General features: G+C 73.6%; 16 protein-coding genes. 12 read left to right on the forward strand and 4 right to left on the reverse strand.

Annotated features, from left to right (window positions below):
• Positions 1-389: 389 nt before the first annotated feature.
• The 3 genes from C229_RS30330 to C229_RS0112715 all read left to right on the forward strand — a co-directional run bounded on the left by C229_RS30330 (position 390) and on the right by C229_RS0112715 (position 2670).
• The gene (locus C229_RS30330) at positions 390-1514 is read left to right on the forward strand and encodes a cytochrome P450 (protein ID WP_018655458.1); all 1125 of its coding nucleotides are present in this window, start codon (positions 390-392) and stop codon (positions 1512-1514) included.
• A 15-nt stretch (positions 1515-1529) separates the two neighbouring features.
• Positions 1530-1772, forward strand: coding sequence for a FitA-like ribbon-helix-helix domain-containing protein (locus tag C229_RS0112705; RefSeq protein ID WP_026313724.1), 243 nt, complete (start codon positions 1530-1532; stop codon positions 1770-1772).
• Between the two features lie 139 nt (positions 1773-1911).
• A complete protein-coding gene (locus C229_RS0112715; RefSeq protein WP_026313725.1) occupies positions 1912-2670 on the forward strand; it encodes a maleylpyruvate isomerase family mycothiol-dependent enzyme in 759 nt (252 codons plus the stop codon).
• A gap of 489 nt (positions 2671-3159) precedes the next feature.
• On the opposite strand, the gene C229_RS0112720 is transcribed toward C229_RS0112715, so the two are convergent.
• The gene (locus tag C229_RS0112720) at positions 3160-4368 is read right to left on the reverse strand and encodes an MFS transporter (protein WP_051108961.1); all 1209 of its coding nucleotides are present in this window, start codon (positions 4366-4368) and stop codon (positions 3160-3162) included.
• Between the two features lie 81 nt (positions 4369-4449).
• Between C229_RS0112720 and C229_RS0112725 the strand changes: the two genes are divergently transcribed.
• Positions 4450-5325 carry a LysR family transcriptional regulator gene (locus C229_RS0112725; protein WP_018655463.1) on the forward strand — a complete coding sequence of 292 codons (876 nt, stop codon included), beginning with the start codon at positions 4450-4452 and terminating at the stop codon, positions 5323-5325.
• 42 nt (positions 5326-5367) lie between these two features.
• Here C229_RS0112725 and C229_RS32805 read toward each other — a convergent pair whose 3' ends face one another.
• Both C229_RS32805 and C229_RS0112735 read right to left on the reverse strand, forming a co-directional pair.
• Positions 5368-5892: a hypothetical protein gene (locus C229_RS32805; RefSeq protein ID WP_018655464.1), complete on the reverse strand. Its 525-nt coding sequence runs from the start codon at positions 5890-5892 to the stop codon at positions 5368-5370.
• A 99-nt stretch (positions 5893-5991) separates the two neighbouring features.
• Positions 5992-6402 (reverse strand): cell division protein SepF, encoded by a 411-nt coding sequence (locus C229_RS0112735; protein ID WP_018655465.1) that lies wholly within the window; start codon positions 6400-6402, stop codon positions 5992-5994.
• A gap of 400 nt (positions 6403-6802) precedes the next feature.
• Here C229_RS0112735 and C229_RS34930 point away from each other — a divergent pair, with 400 nt between their 5' ends.
• Positions 6803-8470: a serine/threonine-protein kinase gene (locus C229_RS34930; protein ID WP_051108948.1), complete on the forward strand. Its 1668-nt coding sequence runs from the start codon at positions 6803-6805 to the stop codon at positions 8468-8470.
• Here C229_RS34930 and C229_RS0112745 read toward each other — a convergent pair.
• A complete protein-coding gene (locus C229_RS0112745) occupies positions 8459-9265 on the reverse strand; it encodes a hypothetical protein (RefSeq protein WP_155884775.1) in 807 nt (268 codons plus the stop codon). The two genes, C229_RS34930 and C229_RS0112745, sit on opposite strands and share 12 nt — an antisense overlap.
• A 243-nt stretch (positions 9266-9508) precedes the next feature.
• Between C229_RS0112745 and C229_RS0112750 the strand changes: the two genes are divergently transcribed.
• The 7 genes from C229_RS0112750 to C229_RS0112780 all read left to right on the forward strand — a co-directional run bounded on the left by C229_RS0112750 (position 9509) and on the right by C229_RS0112780 (position 17138).
• Positions 9509-9913 (forward strand): VOC family protein, encoded by a 405-nt coding sequence (locus C229_RS0112750; RefSeq protein WP_026313727.1) that lies wholly within the window; start codon positions 9509-9511, stop codon positions 9911-9913.
• 23 nt (positions 9914-9936) lie between these two features.
• Positions 9937-10581 (forward strand): dihydrofolate reductase family protein, encoded by a 645-nt coding sequence (locus C229_RS0112755; protein ID WP_018655468.1) that lies wholly within the window; start codon positions 9937-9939, stop codon positions 10579-10581.
• A gap of 122 nt (positions 10582-10703) precedes the next feature.
• Positions 10704-11945, forward strand: coding sequence for a cytochrome P450 (locus tag C229_RS0112760; protein ID WP_018655469.1), 1242 nt, complete (start codon positions 10704-10706; stop codon positions 11943-11945).
• 64 nt (positions 11946-12009) lie between these two features.
• The gene (locus C229_RS0112765; protein ID WP_018655470.1) at positions 12010-13167 is read left to right on the forward strand and encodes a steroid 3-ketoacyl-CoA thiolase; all 1158 of its coding nucleotides are present in this window, start codon (positions 12010-12012) and stop codon (positions 13165-13167) included.
• A gap of 141 nt (positions 13168-13308) precedes the next feature.
• The gene (locus C229_RS0112770; RefSeq protein WP_026313728.1) at positions 13309-14559 is read left to right on the forward strand and encodes a cytochrome P450; all 1251 of its coding nucleotides are present in this window, start codon (positions 13309-13311) and stop codon (positions 14557-14559) included.
• Between the two features lie 25 nt (positions 14560-14584).
• Positions 14585-15817, forward strand: coding sequence for a cytochrome P450 (locus C229_RS0112775; RefSeq protein WP_018655472.1), 1233 nt, complete (start codon positions 14585-14587; stop codon positions 15815-15817).
• 28 nt (positions 15818-15845) lie between these two features.
• Positions 15846-17138, forward strand: a complete 1293-nt coding sequence (locus C229_RS0112780) for a glycosyltransferase family 4 protein (protein ID WP_018655473.1) — start codon at positions 15846-15848, stop codon at positions 17136-17138.
• Positions 17139-17176 lie beyond the last annotated feature (38 nt).

Consider the following 17176-nt stretch of genomic DNA (forward strand, 5'->3'; position numbering starts at 1 on the left):
CGCCCGGTACACACGCATCCAGCCCGCAGGCGCCCGGCCCATACGCGCCCGGCCCGCAGGCGCCCGGCTCACACACGCCCAGTTCGCACGCATCCAGCCCGCAGGCGCCCGGCCCACACACACCCGGCCCGCAGGCGCCCAGCCCGCAGGTATCCGGCCCGCACACGCCTGGCCCGCACGTGCCCGGCCCGCACGTGCCCGGCCCGCACGCGCTCGTGGCCCCTGAACCGGGGCCGCCTGCGGCACGCCCCGCCGGGGGCGGGTACTCCGCCGGGGGTGACGCCGCCCGGGGGTGGCGGCGTGCGGTGGGGTTCGGCGGGGGGCCGGGTGGGAGGGGCGCGTCGGGGCTGACGCATGAGGATCGGTTGCTCTGGGCGGGGAATCGGGGGTTGTTCGCGTTGCTGGCCGCCGGGCGGGGGCTCGGGGCCGTCACGCGGGTGCCACGGATCGGGTGGGTCGTCGCCGATCCCGTGGTGGCGCGGCAGGTGCTCAACGACGGGGCCGTGTTCACGATGACCGGGGAGGGCGGCGTCGGGCACCTGTGGACGCAGCTCTTCGGGCCGGAGATGGCGGAGTTCTTCGGCGGCGCCCGGCATGTCGAGATCCGCACGCACGTCCGTGACCTGTTCACCGAGGAGGCCGCACGCACGCTCGTCACCCGCGCGCAGGGCGCACACCACGCGCGGCTCGCGGCACGGCTGCGGGCCGGGGAGACCGTGGACGTCGCCGGGGCGGCGCGCGTCCTGGCCGGACGGCTCGTCGCCGACCTGCTCGGGCTGCCGTCCGACCGTCCGGACACCGTGTACGCGCGGCTCTTCGCCGCCGGGGAACGGCTGGCGTCGCTCGCGCTCGGCACCACGGCCTCGACGCACCTCGCGTCCGGGACGCTGGAGCGGGCGCGCGCCGTCGTCGCCGAGATCACCGCCGGTGTGCCGGACGCCTACCGCACCGGCGGGTCCGACACGCTCCTGGGCCGCTGCCGCGAACTGGGCCTCGGCCTGCCGATGGCGACGGGGCTCGCGACGCTGCTCGTCATCGCGGGCACCGAGACGGGCGCGTCCGGGACGTCCCGCACGGTCGCGCTGCTGCACGACACCGGCGGGCAGCACGCGCTGCTGGCCGACCCGTCGCTGCGCCCGGACGCCGTCCGCGAGGGCCTGCGCGTCGCCGCCCCGGCCCCGATCATCGGCCGCCACGTCGCCCGCGACACCGTGCTGGCGGGGCGCGCCGTGCGCGCGGGCGACCGCGTCGTCCTCCTGGTCCGCCACGCGACCAACCTCGCGGGCCCCTTCGACCTGCACCGCCCGCCGCCACCCGAGACCCGCCAACTCTGGTTCGGCGCCGGCCGCCACCTCTGCCTCGGCGCCGCCGTGGCACGCCACCAGATCACCGCCATGCTCGAAACCGTCCACGCCGACGGCCGCCCCTACGAGATCACCTCCCGCACCCCCGCCCGCAACGTCCTCGTCCCCGCCTATAAGCGCCTGCTCGTGAGACCCGCCGAGCGTTACTGACAAAGGGAGGTGTCCATGGCAGCGGTCAGCGTGACGAATCTGGACGATGAGGTACAGCGACGACTGCGCCGCCGCGCGGCGCGCCATGGTCGTTCGATGGAGGCGGAGATCCGGGTCATCCTGACCGACGCCGTCCGCGAGCCCGAGGACGGCGACAATCTCGCGACCGCCCTGCTCCGACGCTTCGGCGGACTGAACGGCACAGAACCGGATCTTCTCCCGCGCGACGAACGACCTCGCGGCGCAGACTTCGAGTGATCGTTCTGGACGACGTCATCGCAGGGCTGATGAGACGCGAGCCGACCGCCAACGTGCGGCCCTGCGTCGCCACGCTCGCTGTGGCCCACCTGGCCCGCCGCGCGCGCTCGGGGCGGGGGTGAGCGTTTAGGTTGGGGGTATGGCGTTGGCGTTTGAGCGGTATTGCGGGGAGATCGTGCTTCAGGCGGGGCTGCTCGCCGCGGTGCTGGACGGGGCGGATGGGCGGACGCCCGTTCCGACGTGTCCCGGATGGACGCTGCGCACGGTGGTGCGGCATGTAGGGGTCGCGCATCGGTGGGCGGAGACGATCGTGCGGACCGGGGCGAGCGAGCCCCCGCCGACGGTGCGCCACGACGCGCCCGACGACCTGGCCGGACACGCGGCTTGGCTGCTCGACGGGGCCGGGCGGCTGGCCGAGACGTTGCGGAACGCCGGGCCCGACCGGCCCGTCTGGACGTGGGCGGGCCCCGGTGCGTCAGCGTACTGGGCCCGCCGCATGACGTTCGAGACCGTCGTGCACCGCGCGGACGCCTTCCTCGCGAACGGCGCCGACTTCACCGTCGACGCCGCCGTCGCCGCGGACGGCATCGACGAGCTCTTCGACTTCCTCACGCTGCCGTTCGTGCTGGGCGACCCCCGCAAGAAGGAACTCCTCGGCCCCGGGCGCACCGTCCACCTGCACGCCACCGACACTGAGGCCGAATGGCTCCTCGACCTCACCGGCAAGACGATCACCTGGCGCCCCGACCACGCCAAGGCCGCCGTCGCCGTCCGCGCACCCGTCACCGACCTCTTCCTGACCACGTACCGCCGCCTCCCCGCCGACAACGAAGCCGTACAAGTCCTCGGCGACGCCGCCTTCTACCACTTCTGGTACGACCGCCTCACCTTCGGCTGACCCCGGCGAACCCACCCGGCACCCACCACGACGAACGGTCGGTCAGCGTGCTGCGTTCGGCGGGCAGGCACTCCGCGCGGCGCGCAGATAGGCCCGCGCCGGAAGCGCTACCCACGCTCGGACGGCGGTCAGTCAGCGTCCGCGTCCGCAGGACGGCACGCCGCAGCGCACGGACAGGCCCGCGTCGGAGGCGCTGCTCCACGCCCGGCCGTCTCGACCTGCGGTCGGTCGGCGTGCTCCTTCGGAAGGCAACGCTCCGCGCAGCGCACGAGCAGGCCCGCGCCGGGCGCGCCCTACCCACGCGGTCGGCTCGGACGGCGGTCGGTCAACGTCTGCGTCTGCGTCGCAGGACAGCGCTCGCGCTGCGCACGAACAGGCCCGCCTCGCGAGCGCTGTTCCGCGCCCGGTCGTCTCGGCCTGCGGTCGGTCGGCGTGCCCCCTTCGTAGGGCAGCGCTCCGCGCTGGGCGCGAGGGTCTGTGTCGGGAGGGTTACTTCGCGTTTGGGCGGGGTGGGCGGCGGTCGGTCAGCCAGAGGGTGAAGGTTGCGGCGGCGAGGGTGGCGCCGATCAGGGTGATGCCCGGCCAGCCCCAGCGGGGCCAGAGGGCGGCGGTGAGGGCGGAGCCTGCGGCGCCGCCGACGAAGAACGACGTCATGAACGCCGAGTTCAGGCGGTTGCGGATGTCGGGGTTGAGGGCGTAGATGACGTTCTGGTTGGCGTTGAGGAGCACCGACTGCGCGACGTTCAGCGCCACCGCGCCGACGATGAGCCAGGCCAGCGAGCGGGAGCCGAGCAGCAGCGGGAGCCAGGCGACGGTGAGACCGGCGGCGGCGAGGCCGGTGAGGCGCTGGACGTGGCCGCGGTCGGCGAGGCGTCCCGCGTAGGGGGTGGCGACGGCGCCCGCGATGCCGATGAGGCCGAGCAGGCCGATCGCGGCCTCGCCCCAGCCGTACCGCCCGGCGAGCAGGAACGTCACGGCCGTCCAGAACATGTTGAACGACCCGAGCCCGAGGGCGCCCATCGCGGCGCGGCGGCGCAGGACGGGTTCGGTCCGCAGCAGCGACGCCGTCGAGCGCAGCAGCGCCGGGTACGACAGCGCGACGGGCGTGTACAGCGTCGGCAGCCGCCGCCACAGCAGCAGCGCCACGAGTGCCATCAGCAGCGCGTTCACCCAGTAGACGGTCCGCCACCCGCCGAGTTCGGCGAGCCCGCCGGACGCGGTGCGGGCCAGCAGCGAGCCGACGAGCAGCCCGCTCATGACGGTCCCGATCACGCGCCCGCGCTCGGCGGGTGCGGCGAGCGTCACCGCGAACGGGACGATGACCTGCGCGGCCACCGACGTCAGCGCCGTCAGCGCGGTGCCGACGAACAGCATGAGCGGATTGACGGCAGCCGCCGACACCATGAGGAACACGGCGGTCGCGCCGAAGAGCCCGACGGCCAGGCCGCGCCGCTCCCGCAGGTCACCGAGCGGGACGAGCAGCAGCAGCCCGAGCGCGTAGCCGACCTGCGCGGCGGTGACGATGAGGACGGCCATCGCGGGGCCGAGGTTCAGTTCGTGCCGGAACAGGTCGAGGAGGGGCTGCGCGAAGTAGTTGCCCGCCACGGACAGTCCCGTCGCGACCGACATCAGCAGGAGGAGGCCGCGTGTGAGCCCCCGCGCGGGAGCCGGTACGTCCCGGACCGTCGTGTTCGTCATGGTGCCCAGCTTGGTGCCGGACTGATCCATGAGTCCAACACATGTTGTTCATCCCATCCATCGTGAAGCACGATGGATCGCATGGACCTCCAGCAGATGCGGTACGTGGTCGCCGTCGCCGAGACGGGCGGCTTCACCCGCGCCGCCGAGCACCACCAGGTCGTGCAGTCGGCGCTGAGCCACCAGATCGCCAAGCTCGAACGCGAACTCGGCGCCCGGCTGTTCGACCGCACCAGCCGCAGCGTCCGCCTCACCCCGGCGGGACGCGCGTTCCTGCCCGCTGCCCGGCAGGCCCTGGAGGCGGCCGACCGGGCCCGCGCCGAGGTCGCCGCCGCGACCGGCGAGGTGCGCGGGCGCCTCGCCGTCGGCGTCATCCCGACCATGGCGGCCGTCGATCTGCCCGACGTCCTGGAGCGTTACCGCGCCCGCCATCCGCAGGTCCGCGTCACCGTCCGCACCGGCGGCAGCGACCCGATGCTCGTCCAGGTCCGCGAACGCGTCCTGGACGCCGCCTTCCTCGGCCTGGCGCCCGGCGCGAACCCCGGCGGCGTCCACGGCACGATCCTCGCCCGCGACGAGCACGTGCTGATCACGCCCCCGGGCCATCCGGAGGCCACCGCCGGGCCCCTGACGCTCGCCGACCTCGCGGACGAGCCGTTCCTGGACTTCCCGGCCGGGACGGCGGGCCGCGTCCAGTCCGACCAGGCGTTCGCGGCGGCGGGCGTCCGCCGCGACGTCGTCATGGAGGTCACCAGCGGCACGCTGCTGGCCGACCTGGTCCGGCGCGGCATGGGCGTCGCGCTGCTCCCGTCGGCGTACGCCGCCCACCATCCCGATCTGCCCGTCCGCCGCGTCTCCGGCGCACCGACGCGCAACGAGCACCTCGTCTGGACGGCGCCGTCACCGTCCCCCGCGACGCTGGCCTTCCTCGCCGTCCTCGGCCACGCCCCGGGCTGAGGACCACGGCGCCGCCCCCGGACGGCGGGGGCGGCACGGGGGTCAGCCGTCCTCGCGGGACTTGCCGTGCGGGAGCTGGTCGTGGTCGAAGTCGCGTTCGGCGTCGGAGTCGGCCATGGTGAGCGTTTCGCCCGCCGTGGCCTCCTCGACGATGCCGAGATCGGCGGCGTCGTCCTCGTCCTTGACGGTCATCGCGGTCTCCTCGGGGCCCGCGTCGGAGCCGTCGTCGAGGTCGAACGCGGCCGGTTCGCCGTCGCGGGCGTCGTCGGCCTCCAACCGGCGGGCCCGGGGCTCGGCGGCGCCGGTGTACTCGGCGTCCACGTCCAGGGCCGGGTCGGGCTCCTCCTCCCAGAGGAGCTGGTCGAGAGTCTCGCCCTCGCGCTGCTCGTCGCCGGTGGTGCCGTAGCGCTGCGCCGTCGACCAGTGGTCGGGGACGGTCACGCCCCGGTCGAGCGGGTCCTCGCCGGGCTCGCCGTCCAGCGTCTGCGCGGGGTCGAGAATCCCGTCGTTGACGTAGTCGCCGCCGGGCGTCTCGGCGTTCTTGCGCTCCATGTCCTCGCGCTTCATGCCGCGTGCCTCCCCAAGTCGTCGCAGACCGCCTCACACGGCCCGGGGCTCACCGCCCCGCACGGGCATTCCTCACCGCACAGGACGGGAGGAAACACGTCACGCCTGGTTGAAGAAGCCCTCGTCGGTGCGGGTGCCCTGGTCGGTGATGAGGTTGGAGTTCGCCGGAAGGATGAGGAAGATGCGGCGCGAGAGGCGCGCGATGTCGCCCTGGCGGCCGAGGATCAGGCCGGACGCGAAGTCGACGATGCGCTTGGCGTCGGCGTCCTCCATGTCGCACAGGTTGATGATGACGGGAAGGTCCTGGCGGAAATACTCGCCGACGGTGGCCGCGTCGAGGAACGTCTGCGGGCGCACCATGGCGATCTGCACGCCCTCGGGGCCGGAGATCGCGTCGCCGGGCTCGTCGGGGCCGTCGAAGGCGTCGCCGGGGTAGCGATCGTCATGGGGGTCCATGACGTCGCCCTCTTCCACGATGCCGAGCCAGGCACCGGCCTTGCGCAGTCCCACACGAGCCTCCATCTTTGTGCGCCGCGTGCTCGCCGTCCGTGAGACCGTGCGCAGATGGCTGTGTCCTAGCGATGGCATCTGACCCGGCCGACGGTACGCGATGCCGGGGCTCCCCGCCCGGCGGCGCGCCGACGCACGTCCGTCCCATCCTGCCGACAGCGCACCCGGTGCGCCAGCCGTATTCGCGGCGGTCGCGGTGATTCAGTGCGACATCCGTTACTCCCGTCATGATCAAAGTCAGGATGTCCGAGGAGTCCTTCCCGGGAATTGCGCGATCATGCGGCCGGTTCGCCTGCGGAGACAAAGCCGGGGCGATCATCGTGGGCTGAGTCGCTTATACGGGTGTCGCGCCACGCGGTAGGACGGGCGGAAGGCCCCGATTCGCGTGGAAGGACGGTTCATGGAGGCGCTCGGCGCGGTAGATCCGGAGCAGGTCGGGCGGTACCGGATCGAGGGGCGCCTCGGCAGCGGCGGGATGGGCGCGGTGTTCCTCGGGCGGTCGCCCGGCGGGCGGGCCGTCGCGGTGAAGGTGATCCGGCCGGAGCTGGCCGGGGACGCCGAGTTCCGGCGCCGGTTCGCCGTCGAGGTGGACGCGGCGCGGCGCGTCGGCGGGTTCCACACCGCGCCGATCGTGGACGCCGACCCCGACGGCGACCCGCCCTATCTCGTCACCGCGCACGTCGCCGGGCCGTCGCTCGCCGACGCGCTCGACCTGGACGGGCCGCTGCCCGAGGCCGGTCTGCTCGCTCTCGGCGCCGGGCTGGCGGAGGCGCTGGACGCGGTGCACCGGGCGGGGATCGCGCACCGCGACCTCAAGCCGTCGAACATCATCCTGGCCGCCGACGGCCCCCGGGTGATCGACTTCGGCATCGCCCGCGCGCTGGACGCCACCAGCCTCACGCGGACGGGCGCGAGCGCGGGCACGCCCGGCTACATGGCGCCCGAGCAGGTCACCGGCGACGCGTCCGGGCCCGCGGCGGACGTGTTCGCACTCGGCGTCGTCCTGTGCCGGGCGGCGGGCGTCGCGCCGTTCGGCGAGGGCCCGACGCATGCGCTGCTGTACCGCGTCGTCCACGGGGAACCCGACCTGGACGGCCTGCCCGCGTCGCTGCGCGACGTCGTCGCCGCGTGCCTGGCCAAGGACCCGGACGCGCGGCCCGGCCCCGCCGCGCTGGTGGAACGGCTGGCCGCGCCCGGCGCGCACCCGCCCCGCGCCGACGCGGCGGAGCGCCCGACGCCCGCAGGCCCGGCGACCACGCGGGACTCCGCCGAGCGGAACGCGAGCGAACCGGATGCGAGCGGCTGGAGCGCGCCCGGAGACGCGACCGCACGCGACACGCCGACGCCGTACGCACCCGCCCGAGACGTGACCACACTGGAGGAACCCGCACACGACACGGCCGGGCGGAACGCAGCCGCGCAGGACGCGGCCGGGCGGAACGGCGCCGGGCGGGAGATGCCCGCGCGGGACACGGCCGCGCAAGGCATGGCCGCGCAGCGCGGGGACGGGCAGGGCGGGGCCGGGCGAGACGCCGCCGGGCTGGACATGACCGCACGCGACGCGGACGGGCGGGAATCCGGCGGGCGGGGTGTGGGTGGGCGGGTTGTGTTTCGGGTGGTCAAGCGGCGGGCTCGGGGGGACCTGGGCGTGGGGGTCGCGGGGTTGGGGATCGCCGTGGCCGCGCTGGTGTATCTCCTGGTGGCCGGGGGGTGGAGTCAGGGGCGGACGGTCCTGGTGTGCGCGCCGCTGATCGTCCTGTTCGGGGCTCAGGCGGTGCGGGGGGTCGTGCGGCTGGCGCGGGCCGCGGAGCTGCGGTTCGAGCCCGAGGGGGTCCGGGTGCGCGGGGACGGGCGGGCGGTCGTGCTCCGCTGGGACGACGTCGCGGAGATCACCGTGCGGGAGCGGCGGGGGTCGGCGGCGCTGGTGGCGCGGCGCGTTCCGGGCGCGGGCGGGCGGGGATGGACCGTCCTGGCGCGGATGAGGAACGTGCGCGCGGCACCGGCGGACGTCCGCGCCGCCGCCGCGCGGTTCGCCGGGGCCCGCTGGACGCCGCCGTCAGACGCGTGAGACCGGGCGGCAGCCGGCCGGGACGTCGGCCTTGAGGTCGTACGGGTCGACGGTGCCGCCGGGCCGCCCGCCGCGCGCGAAGTCGGGGACGAGCCCGCCCGCCGGGACGTCGCAGCGGACGCCCGCCGCCGCGTGCCCGCTGTCCAGCAGCCACAGCTTCACGGCCGGGCCCTGCCGGTAGATGAGGATGTCGGTGGCGCGGCGGACGACGACGCGCGCCACCGGCCCGTTCCCCGACGGCGGCCGGACCGCGTAGACGAAGTTGTGCCGCCCCCGCACGCGGACGGCCGGGGCGCCGTGGTGCGCGGCGGCGCGCGACGTGATCGTCCCCTTGACCTTCACGGTCGGGTTCGCCTCGCTGGTGGACCCCGGCGCGAACGCGGTGATCCACGCGCGCCGCGACGCGTCGGCGCGCAGCAGCGCGCCCTGCTCGGCTTCGAGCAGGGCGGCGAGCGCGTCGGGGCGTCCCTCGTAGACGGCGCCGCGGTCGAGGTTCGCGGCGGAGATCATCTTGCGGACGTGCCAGTACGCGAGCGCGACCTCACGCGCGGTGAACCCCGCCATCGCGCGCGGCTTCGGGGTGACGATGCCGAACTCGCCGTCCCGGTACGCGGCGGCGGGCGAGCCGCGGAACGGGTCGTCGGCGGTGAGCGGCCCCGGCCGGGCGGCGGCGGGCCGGTCCGCGACGGGCCCCGGCATCGACGCGGGCCGCGCGAGCCACGCCGCGCCGGTCAGCGCGAACGCCAGCCCGGCGACGACCGCTCCCCGCGCTCCGCCGCGCAGCACTCCTCGCACGTCTGCCTTCCCTCCCGCGAACCTGCCCCCAGCACACTAGCGACCCGTCCGGCGAACAGGCGAGAAAGAGCCCGAACGGCGCACAACTGCATACGGATCACCCGATGCCCGACCTGCAACGTTTGCCCTTTGTCGTTACGTTCCGACAGGCGGCAGGTGGAGCGGGCGACCTGCGCGGGCGATGAGTTTCGTGGGTAGGGCTGGTCTGGACGGGTGGTCGTTTCTTGTGAGAGAGGTGTTGGGATGTCTGTGTTCGCCGGGCCCTTCGTGATCAGTTTGGCGACCGCCGATCGGCGGCGCGCGTACGACTTCTACCGGGACGCGTTCGGGTTCGAGGCGTTCGGGGAGGCCGCCGACGACGGGGTTCCCGAGCCGTTGCAGTTCCGGCTCGGGGACGGGGCGGTGCTGATGTTCATCCCGACCGGCGGGTTCGGCTGGGTGCTGGGCGACCGGGCCGCGGCGCCCGCCGGGACGAGCGAGTGCCTGCTGAGCCTGTCCGTCGCGTCCGAGGCCGAGGTCGACGGCGCGGTGGGCCGGGTCGGCGCGGCGGGCGGGGACGTCCTCGCCGAACCCGTCCGGCAACCGTGGGGGTACACGGCCACCTGCGCCGACCCCGACGGCCACCTCTGGCAGATCGTCACGGACTGAACCGGAACAGCGAGGACACGAGCATGACGCAGCTACTGAAGGTGCAGAACTTCTTCGTCTCCAGCGACGGCATCGGCGCCGGAGCCGACCAGACGCTGGAACGGCCGTTCGGGCACGTCGACCCCGGCCCGATGGTCACGTGGGCGACGGCGACGGCGAGCTGGCCGAACCGCACCGCGCCCGGCGGCAGCCGGGGCCTGGACGACTACTTCACGCGGGACTTCTCCCACAACATCGGCGCGGAGATCATGGGCCGCAACAAGTTCGGCCCCGAGCGCGGCCCGTGGGAGAACCACGAGTGGCGGGGGTGGTGGGGTGACGAGCCGCCGTTCCACACCCCGGTCTTCGTGCTGACCCACCACGAACGCCCGTCGTTCACGCTGTCCGACACCACGTTCCACTTCGTCCGGGGCGACCCGGCCTCGGTCCTCGACCGGGCGCGGGAGGCGGCCCAGGGCAAGGACGTGCGCCTCGGCGGCGGCGTCTCCACGGTCCGCGCGTTCCTCGACGCCGACCTGGTCGACACCCTGCACGTCGCCGTCTCGCCGATCGAACTCGGCACCGGCCTCAAGCTGTGGGACTCCCCCGACGACCTGCGCGACCGCTACCACCTGGACGTCGTCCCGAGCCCCAGCGGCGTGACGCACCACATCTTCTGGCGCAAGTAGCAACCGTGAGACTGCGGGTGAGACATGTGGTGAGACTCATGTCTCATTTGCCTTGAAGGGAGGGTAGAACGCGTTCTACGGTGGCGGGAATCGCCCGTTCGCGAGCGTCAGGAGCAGCGCCGATGACCGCCACCTCCCACCCCGTCGTGCCGGACGGATTCGACTTCAGCGACCCCGACCTCATGGCCGACCGGATTCCGCTCGCGGAGTTCGCGGCGCTGCGGGCCACCGCGCGGCCCTTCTGGAACCCCCAGCCGCGCGGCGTCACGGGGTTCGACGACGACGGGTTCTGGGTCGTCACCAAGCACGCGCACGTCAAGGAGATCAGCCGCGAGGCGGCGCTGTACTCGTCGCAGGCCAACGGGGCGATCATCCGGTTCAACGGGACGTTCGGGCACGACGAGCTGGAGGTCCAGCGCAACAACCTGCTGGTGAACCTGGACGCGCCCCAGCACACCAAGCTGCGTCAGATCGTCGCGCGCGGGTTCACCCCGCGCGTCATCAACGGCCTGCGCGACGCGCTCACCGAGCGGGCCGAGCGGATCGTCGCCGAGGCGCGCCGCAAGGGGGACGCGGGCGATTTCGTCACCGAGATCGCCGCCGAACTGCCGCTCCAGGCGATCGCGGAGCTGATGGGCGTGCCGCAGCGCGACCGGGGCCGCCTGTTCGATTGGTCGAACCAGATGCTCGGCTACGACGACCCCGACTACGAGGGCGACCCGGCCTGCGCGGCGGCCGAGATCATCGGCTACTCGATGGAGCTGGCCGAGGAGCGGCGCGGCTGCCCGGCGCACGACATCGTCACCAAGCTGATCCAGGCCGACGTGGACGGACGCGGCCTCACCGACGACGAGTTCGGCTACTTCATGATCCTCATGGCGGTGGCGGGCAACGAGACGACCCGCAACGCCATCACGCACGGCATGGCCGCGTTCCTGGAGCGTCCCGGGCAGTGGGAGCTGTTCCGGGCCGAGCGCCCGGCGGGCGCGGCGGACGAGATCGTCCGCTGGGCGACCCCGGTGATCGCGTTCCAGCGGACGGCGACGCGGGACGTGGAGCTGGGCGGCGTCACCGTCCGCGCGGGCGAGCGGGTGGCGATGTACTACAGCTCGGCGAACTTCGACGAGGAGGTCTTCGACCGTCCCGGCGAGTTCGACGTGACCCGCTCCCCCAACCCGCACCTGGGGTTCGGCGGCACCGGCGCGCACTACTGCATCGGCGCGAACCTGGCCCGGCTGGAGATCGAGCTGATGTTCGGCGCCATCGCGGACGCGATGCCGGGCATCCGCGCGGCGGGCGAGCCGGCGCGGCTGCGGTCGGCGTGGCTGAACGGCGTGAAGTCGTTCCCCGTCCGGTACGCGTGACCTTCCCGGAAAAACTAGAACGCGTTACAGTCGAAGCCGATTTCCACCCCCTCCGGGAGGCTCCATGGGCACGCCGGTGATCGTCGAAGCGGTGCGCACCCCGATCGGCAGGCGCGGCGGCGCGCTCGCCGGGCTCAAGGCCCAGGCGGTGCTGGCGCACGCGCTGAACGCCCTGTTCGACCGGTCGGGGCTGGACCCGGCGGAGGTCGAGGAGGTCTTCGCCGGGTGCGTGACGCAGGCGGGCGAGCAGGGCGGGCACGTCGGCCGGTACGCGTGGCTGTACGCGGGGCTGCCGTGGCAGGCGGGCGTGACGACGCTCGACGCGCAGTGCGGCTCGGCGCAGCAGGCCGTCCACCTGGCGGCGGCGCAGGTCGCGGCGGGGGTCGTGGACGTCGCGGTCGGCTGCGGCGTCGAGGTGATGAGCCGGTCGCCGCTCGGCTCCAACGTGCTCCCGGCGAACCCGCGCCCGGACGACTGGTCGCTGGACATGCCGCACCAGTTCGGCGCCGCCGAGCGCATCGCCGAACGCCGTGGCCTGACCCGCGCCGACCTGGACGCGTTCGGCGCCCGCTCCCAGCAGCGCGCCGCCAAGGCGCGGGCCGACGGCCGGTTCGACCGCGAGATCGCCCCGCTGGACGCGCCCGTCCTGGACGCCGAGGGCAACCCGACCACCGAGACCCGCGTGGTCGACCGCGACGAGGGCCTGCGGGAGACGACCGTCGAGGGACTGGCCCGGCTGCGGCCCGCGATGGGCGACGGCCTGCACACGGCCGGGACGTCGTCGCAGATCTCCGACGGCGCCGCCGCCGTCCTCGTCATGGACGAGGCCAGGGCCCGCGCGCTCGGCCTGCGCCCCCGCGCGCGGCTGCGCGCCCAGGCGCTCGTGGGCGCGGAGCCGTACTACCACCTGGACGGCCCGGTCCAGTCGACGCGGCGGGTGCTCGACCGGGCCGGGATGGCGATCGGCGACGTGGACCTGGTCGAGATCAACGAGGCGTTCGCGTCGGTCGTGCTGTCGTGGGCGTCGGTGCACGAACCGGACATGGACCGGGTGAACGTCAACGGCGGCGCCATCGCGCTCGGCCACCCGGTCGGCGCGACGGGCGCGCGGCTCATCACGACGGCGCTGCACGAGCTGGAGCGGCGGGACGCGACGTCGGCGCTGGTCACGATGTGCTGCGGCGGCGCCCTGTCCAGCGCGACGATCCTGGAACGTGTCTGACCCGGCACCCTCGTCTGACCCCGGAGACCCTTGACGAGACTGGAGTCTCATCTTAGAAACGAACCCAAGCAAGCGATCGGTGCAACACCGAGAGCCCGCGTGGCGCGACGCGGTCCCGAAGCCCCCGGCACGAAGGACGACATGCCTGCCTCCACGCCAGCGACCACCTCGGACATCGACGTCATCGACCCCGGCGTCTACGAGCGGGGCGGCATCCCGCACGAGCAGTTCCGCCGGCTGCGCGACCACGACCCCGTCCACTGGCACCGCGACCTGTACCCGGACGTCCCGGGCTTCTGGGCCGTCACCCGGCACGCCGACGTCATCGAGGTCTCCCGCAACCCGCAGCTCTACTCCAGCCACGTCCGCACGTCGATGTACGAGGAGTTCACCGACGACGAGATCGCCCTGTACGGCATGACGATGCTGTTCCAGGACCCGCCCGACCACACTCGGAACCGGGCGAAGGTGAACCGGGGCTTCACCCCGCGCATGATCAAGAAGCTGGAGGGGCATGTCCGCGACATCTGCAACGAGCTGATCGACGACGTCGCCGAGCGCGGTAACGCCTGTTTCGTCGCGGACATCGCCGCCCCGCTGCCCGCCTACGTCATCTGCGAACTCATCGGCGCGCCCGTCACCGACCGCGACCTCATCTGCGACTGGTCCAACCGCATCATCGGCTTCGCGGACCCCGAGCTGAACGGCGCGCAGGAGGCGGCCGCCCGGTTCGCCGGTGAGCTGATGGCGTACGCGGCGCGGCTGGCCGAGGAGCGCACCGCCGACCCCCGCGACGACATCGCCACCGCGCTGCTCCAGCCGGACGAGAACGGCGACCGGCTGTCCGGTGAGGAGTTCCAGCTCTTCCTGCTGATGCTCGTCATCGCCGGGCACGAGACGACCCGCAACGGCTCGGCGGGCGGCATGCAGGCGTTCTTCGACCACCCGGACCAGTGGGAGCGGCTGCGCGCCGACCGGTCCCTGCTGCGCACCGCCCCGGACGAGATCGTCCGCTGGACGAGCCCGATCAACCTGTTCCGCCGCACCGCCCGCGCCGACACCGTGCTCGGCGGCCGGGAGATCAGGAAGGGCGACAAGGTCGTGCTGTTCTACGGCTCGGCCAACCGCGACGAACGCGCCATCGACGACCCGTTCACCTTCGACGTCGGCCGCGACCCGAACCCGCACCTGGGCTTCGGCGGCGGCGGGCCCCACTTCTGCCTGGGCACCCATTTGGCACGGCTGGAGCTGGCCGTCCTGTTCGACACCCTGCTCGACCGGCTGCCCGACATCCGCCCGGCGGGCCCGGCCCGCCGGCTGCGGTCCAACTTCGTCAACGGCGTCAAGGAGCTGCGCGTGGAGTTCACGCCGTCCGCTCGGCACGGCACCTGACGCCCCGGCCCCGCGAGGAGGTCCCATGGCCGCGCCCGACATCGAGCTGGCCGACCCGCAGGTCTACGCCGAGGGAGGCGTCCCGTACGCGCAGCTCGCCTGGCTGCGCGAGCACGACCCCGTCCACCGGCACCACGGCGACCCGGCGCGCGGCAACCCGCCCTTCTGGGCGGTGACGCGGCACGCCGACGTCGTCCACGTCTCGCGCCGTCCGGATCTCTTCTCCTCGCACGAGCGGCTGGCGCTGTTCGACGAGCCCGATCCGGAGAACCTCGCGCTCCAGCGCATGATGATGCTCAACCAGGACCCGCCCGACCACACCCGCAAGCGCGGCCTGGTCAACCGGGGCTTCACGCCCCGGGCGATCGGCGCGCTGGCCGAGCACATCGAGGACATCTGCCGTGACCTGGTGACGGACGTCGCCCGGCGCGGCGACACGGCCGACTTCGTGACCGACATCGCGGCGCCGCTGCCGCTGCTGGTCATCTGCGAACTGCTCGGCGCCCCCGCCGAGGACCGGGAGAAGATCTTCCACTGGTCCAACACGCTGATCGGCGCCGACGACCCCGAGTTCCAGACCGGGCCCGAGGCGGGCATGCAGGCCGCCACCGAGCTGTACGCGTACGCGGCGCGGCTCGCCGAGCGGCGCCGGGCCGAGCCCCGCGACGACATCGTGACGCGGCTGCTCGAACCGGCCCCCGACGGGACCGTGCTCACCGGCGACGAGTTCGAGCTGTTCGTCATGCTGCTGTCGGTCGCGGGCAACGAGACGACCCGCAACGCCGCGTCCGGTGGAATGCTGGCACTTTTCGAGCATCCCGGGCAGTGGGCGCGGCTGCGCGCCGACCCCGCGCTCGTGGCCCCGGCCGCCGACGAGATCGTCCGCTGGGTGACGCCGGTGAACCTCTTCCGGCGGACGGCGACGGCCGACACCGAGCTGGGCGGGCGGCGCATCGCGGCCGGTGACAAGGTCGTCGTGTTCTACGCCTCGGCCAACCGCGACGCGGCCGTGTTCGACCGTCCGGACGTGTTCGACGTCGGCCGCGATCCCAACCCGCACCTCGGCTTCGGCGGCGGCGGCCCGCACTTCTGCCTGGGCGCCCACCTGGCCCGGCTTGAGCTGCGTGTGCTCTTACGAACACTTTTGGACGTCATGCCCAATATCGAACTGTCGGGTAACGTGCGGAGGCTAAGGTCTAGTTTCATCAATGGCATCAAGGGGATGCCGGTGCGCGTGCGCCCGGTGCCCCGCGAGTGACGGGAGTGCTGCGTGGGCGAGGGCTGGCGTGACTGAGGCGGTCCAGACGTCCGACGGTCCCCTGCGCGTGGCGCTGCTCTCCTACCGGAGCAAGCCCCACTGCGGCGGCCAGGGCGTCTATCTGCGGCATCTGACCCGCGAGCTGAGCGATCTCGGTCACCGCGTGGAGGTCCTCTCCGGGCAGCCCTATCCCGAGCTGGACCGCGACGACATCGTCCTCACCAAGGTCCCCTCGCTGGACCTCTACCGCGACGAGGACCCCTTCCGCACGCCCGCGCGCGGCGAGTTCCGCGACTGGATCGACGTGCTGGAGTTCGCCCACATGCGCACCGGCGGCTTCCCCGAGCCGCTGACGTTCAGCCTCCGCGTGCTGCGCGAGCTGCGGCGCCGCCGCCGCGACTTCGACGTCGTCCACGACAACCAGGTGCTCGGGTTCGGCAACCTCGGCATCGGCCGGCTCGGGCTGCCGCTCGTCACCAGCATCCACCACCCCATCTCGGTCGACCGGCGCATCGAGCTGGAGGCCGCCGAAGGGCTCGGCCAGAAGCTCGGCAAGCGCCGCTGGTACGGGTTCGTCGGCATGCAGGCGCAGGTCGCGCGGCGGATCGGGCCGGTGCTGACGGTGTCCGGCTCGTCCAAGGTCGACATCGTCAAGGACTTCCGGGTCGACCCGCGCGACATCGAGATCCTGCCGCTCGGCGTCGACACGCAGATCTTCCACCCGCGCGGCGAGCGCGTCCCCGGCCGCATCGTCGCGATGGCCAGCGCCGACGCGCCCATCAAGGGCGTGGACGTGCTGCTGCGCGCCGTCGCCAAGGTCGCCACCGAGCGCGACGTGCACGTGGTCGTGGTCAGCAAGCCGCGCAAGGACGGCCCGATCGAACGGCTCATCCGCGAACTCGCCCTCGGCGACCGCGTCCGGTTCGTGTCCGGCGTCAGCGACGCGGAGCTGGGCGAGCTGCTCGCGTCCGCCGAGATCGCCGTCGTGCCGTCCCGGTACGAGGGGTTCTCGCTGCCCGCCGTCGAGCACATGGCGTCCGGGACTCCGCTGGTGGCGTCCCGCGCGGGCGCGCTGCCCGAGGTCGTCGGTGACGCGGCCGTCCTGGTGCCGCCCGGCGACGTCGAGGAACTCGCCACCGTCCTGCGGCGGCTGCACGACTCCCCCGCCGAGCGCGCCGAACGCGGCGCGGCGGGGCTCGCCCGGGTCCAGGAGCGGTACGCCTGGCGCGCGGTGGCGCAGGCCACCGTCGACCACTACCGCGCCGCCATCCGGCAGCGGGACTACCTGCGGCTCGCCGCCGCGAGCAGGCGCAAGGCATGAGGGACACCCGCGCGGGCGTCCCCAGTACGGAAGGAGCA

Source organism: Actinomadura flavalba DSM 45200 (assembly GCF_000374305.1).
Classification (GTDB): Bacteria; Actinomycetota; Actinomycetes; order Streptosporangiales; family Streptosporangiaceae; genus Spirillospora; species Spirillospora flavalba.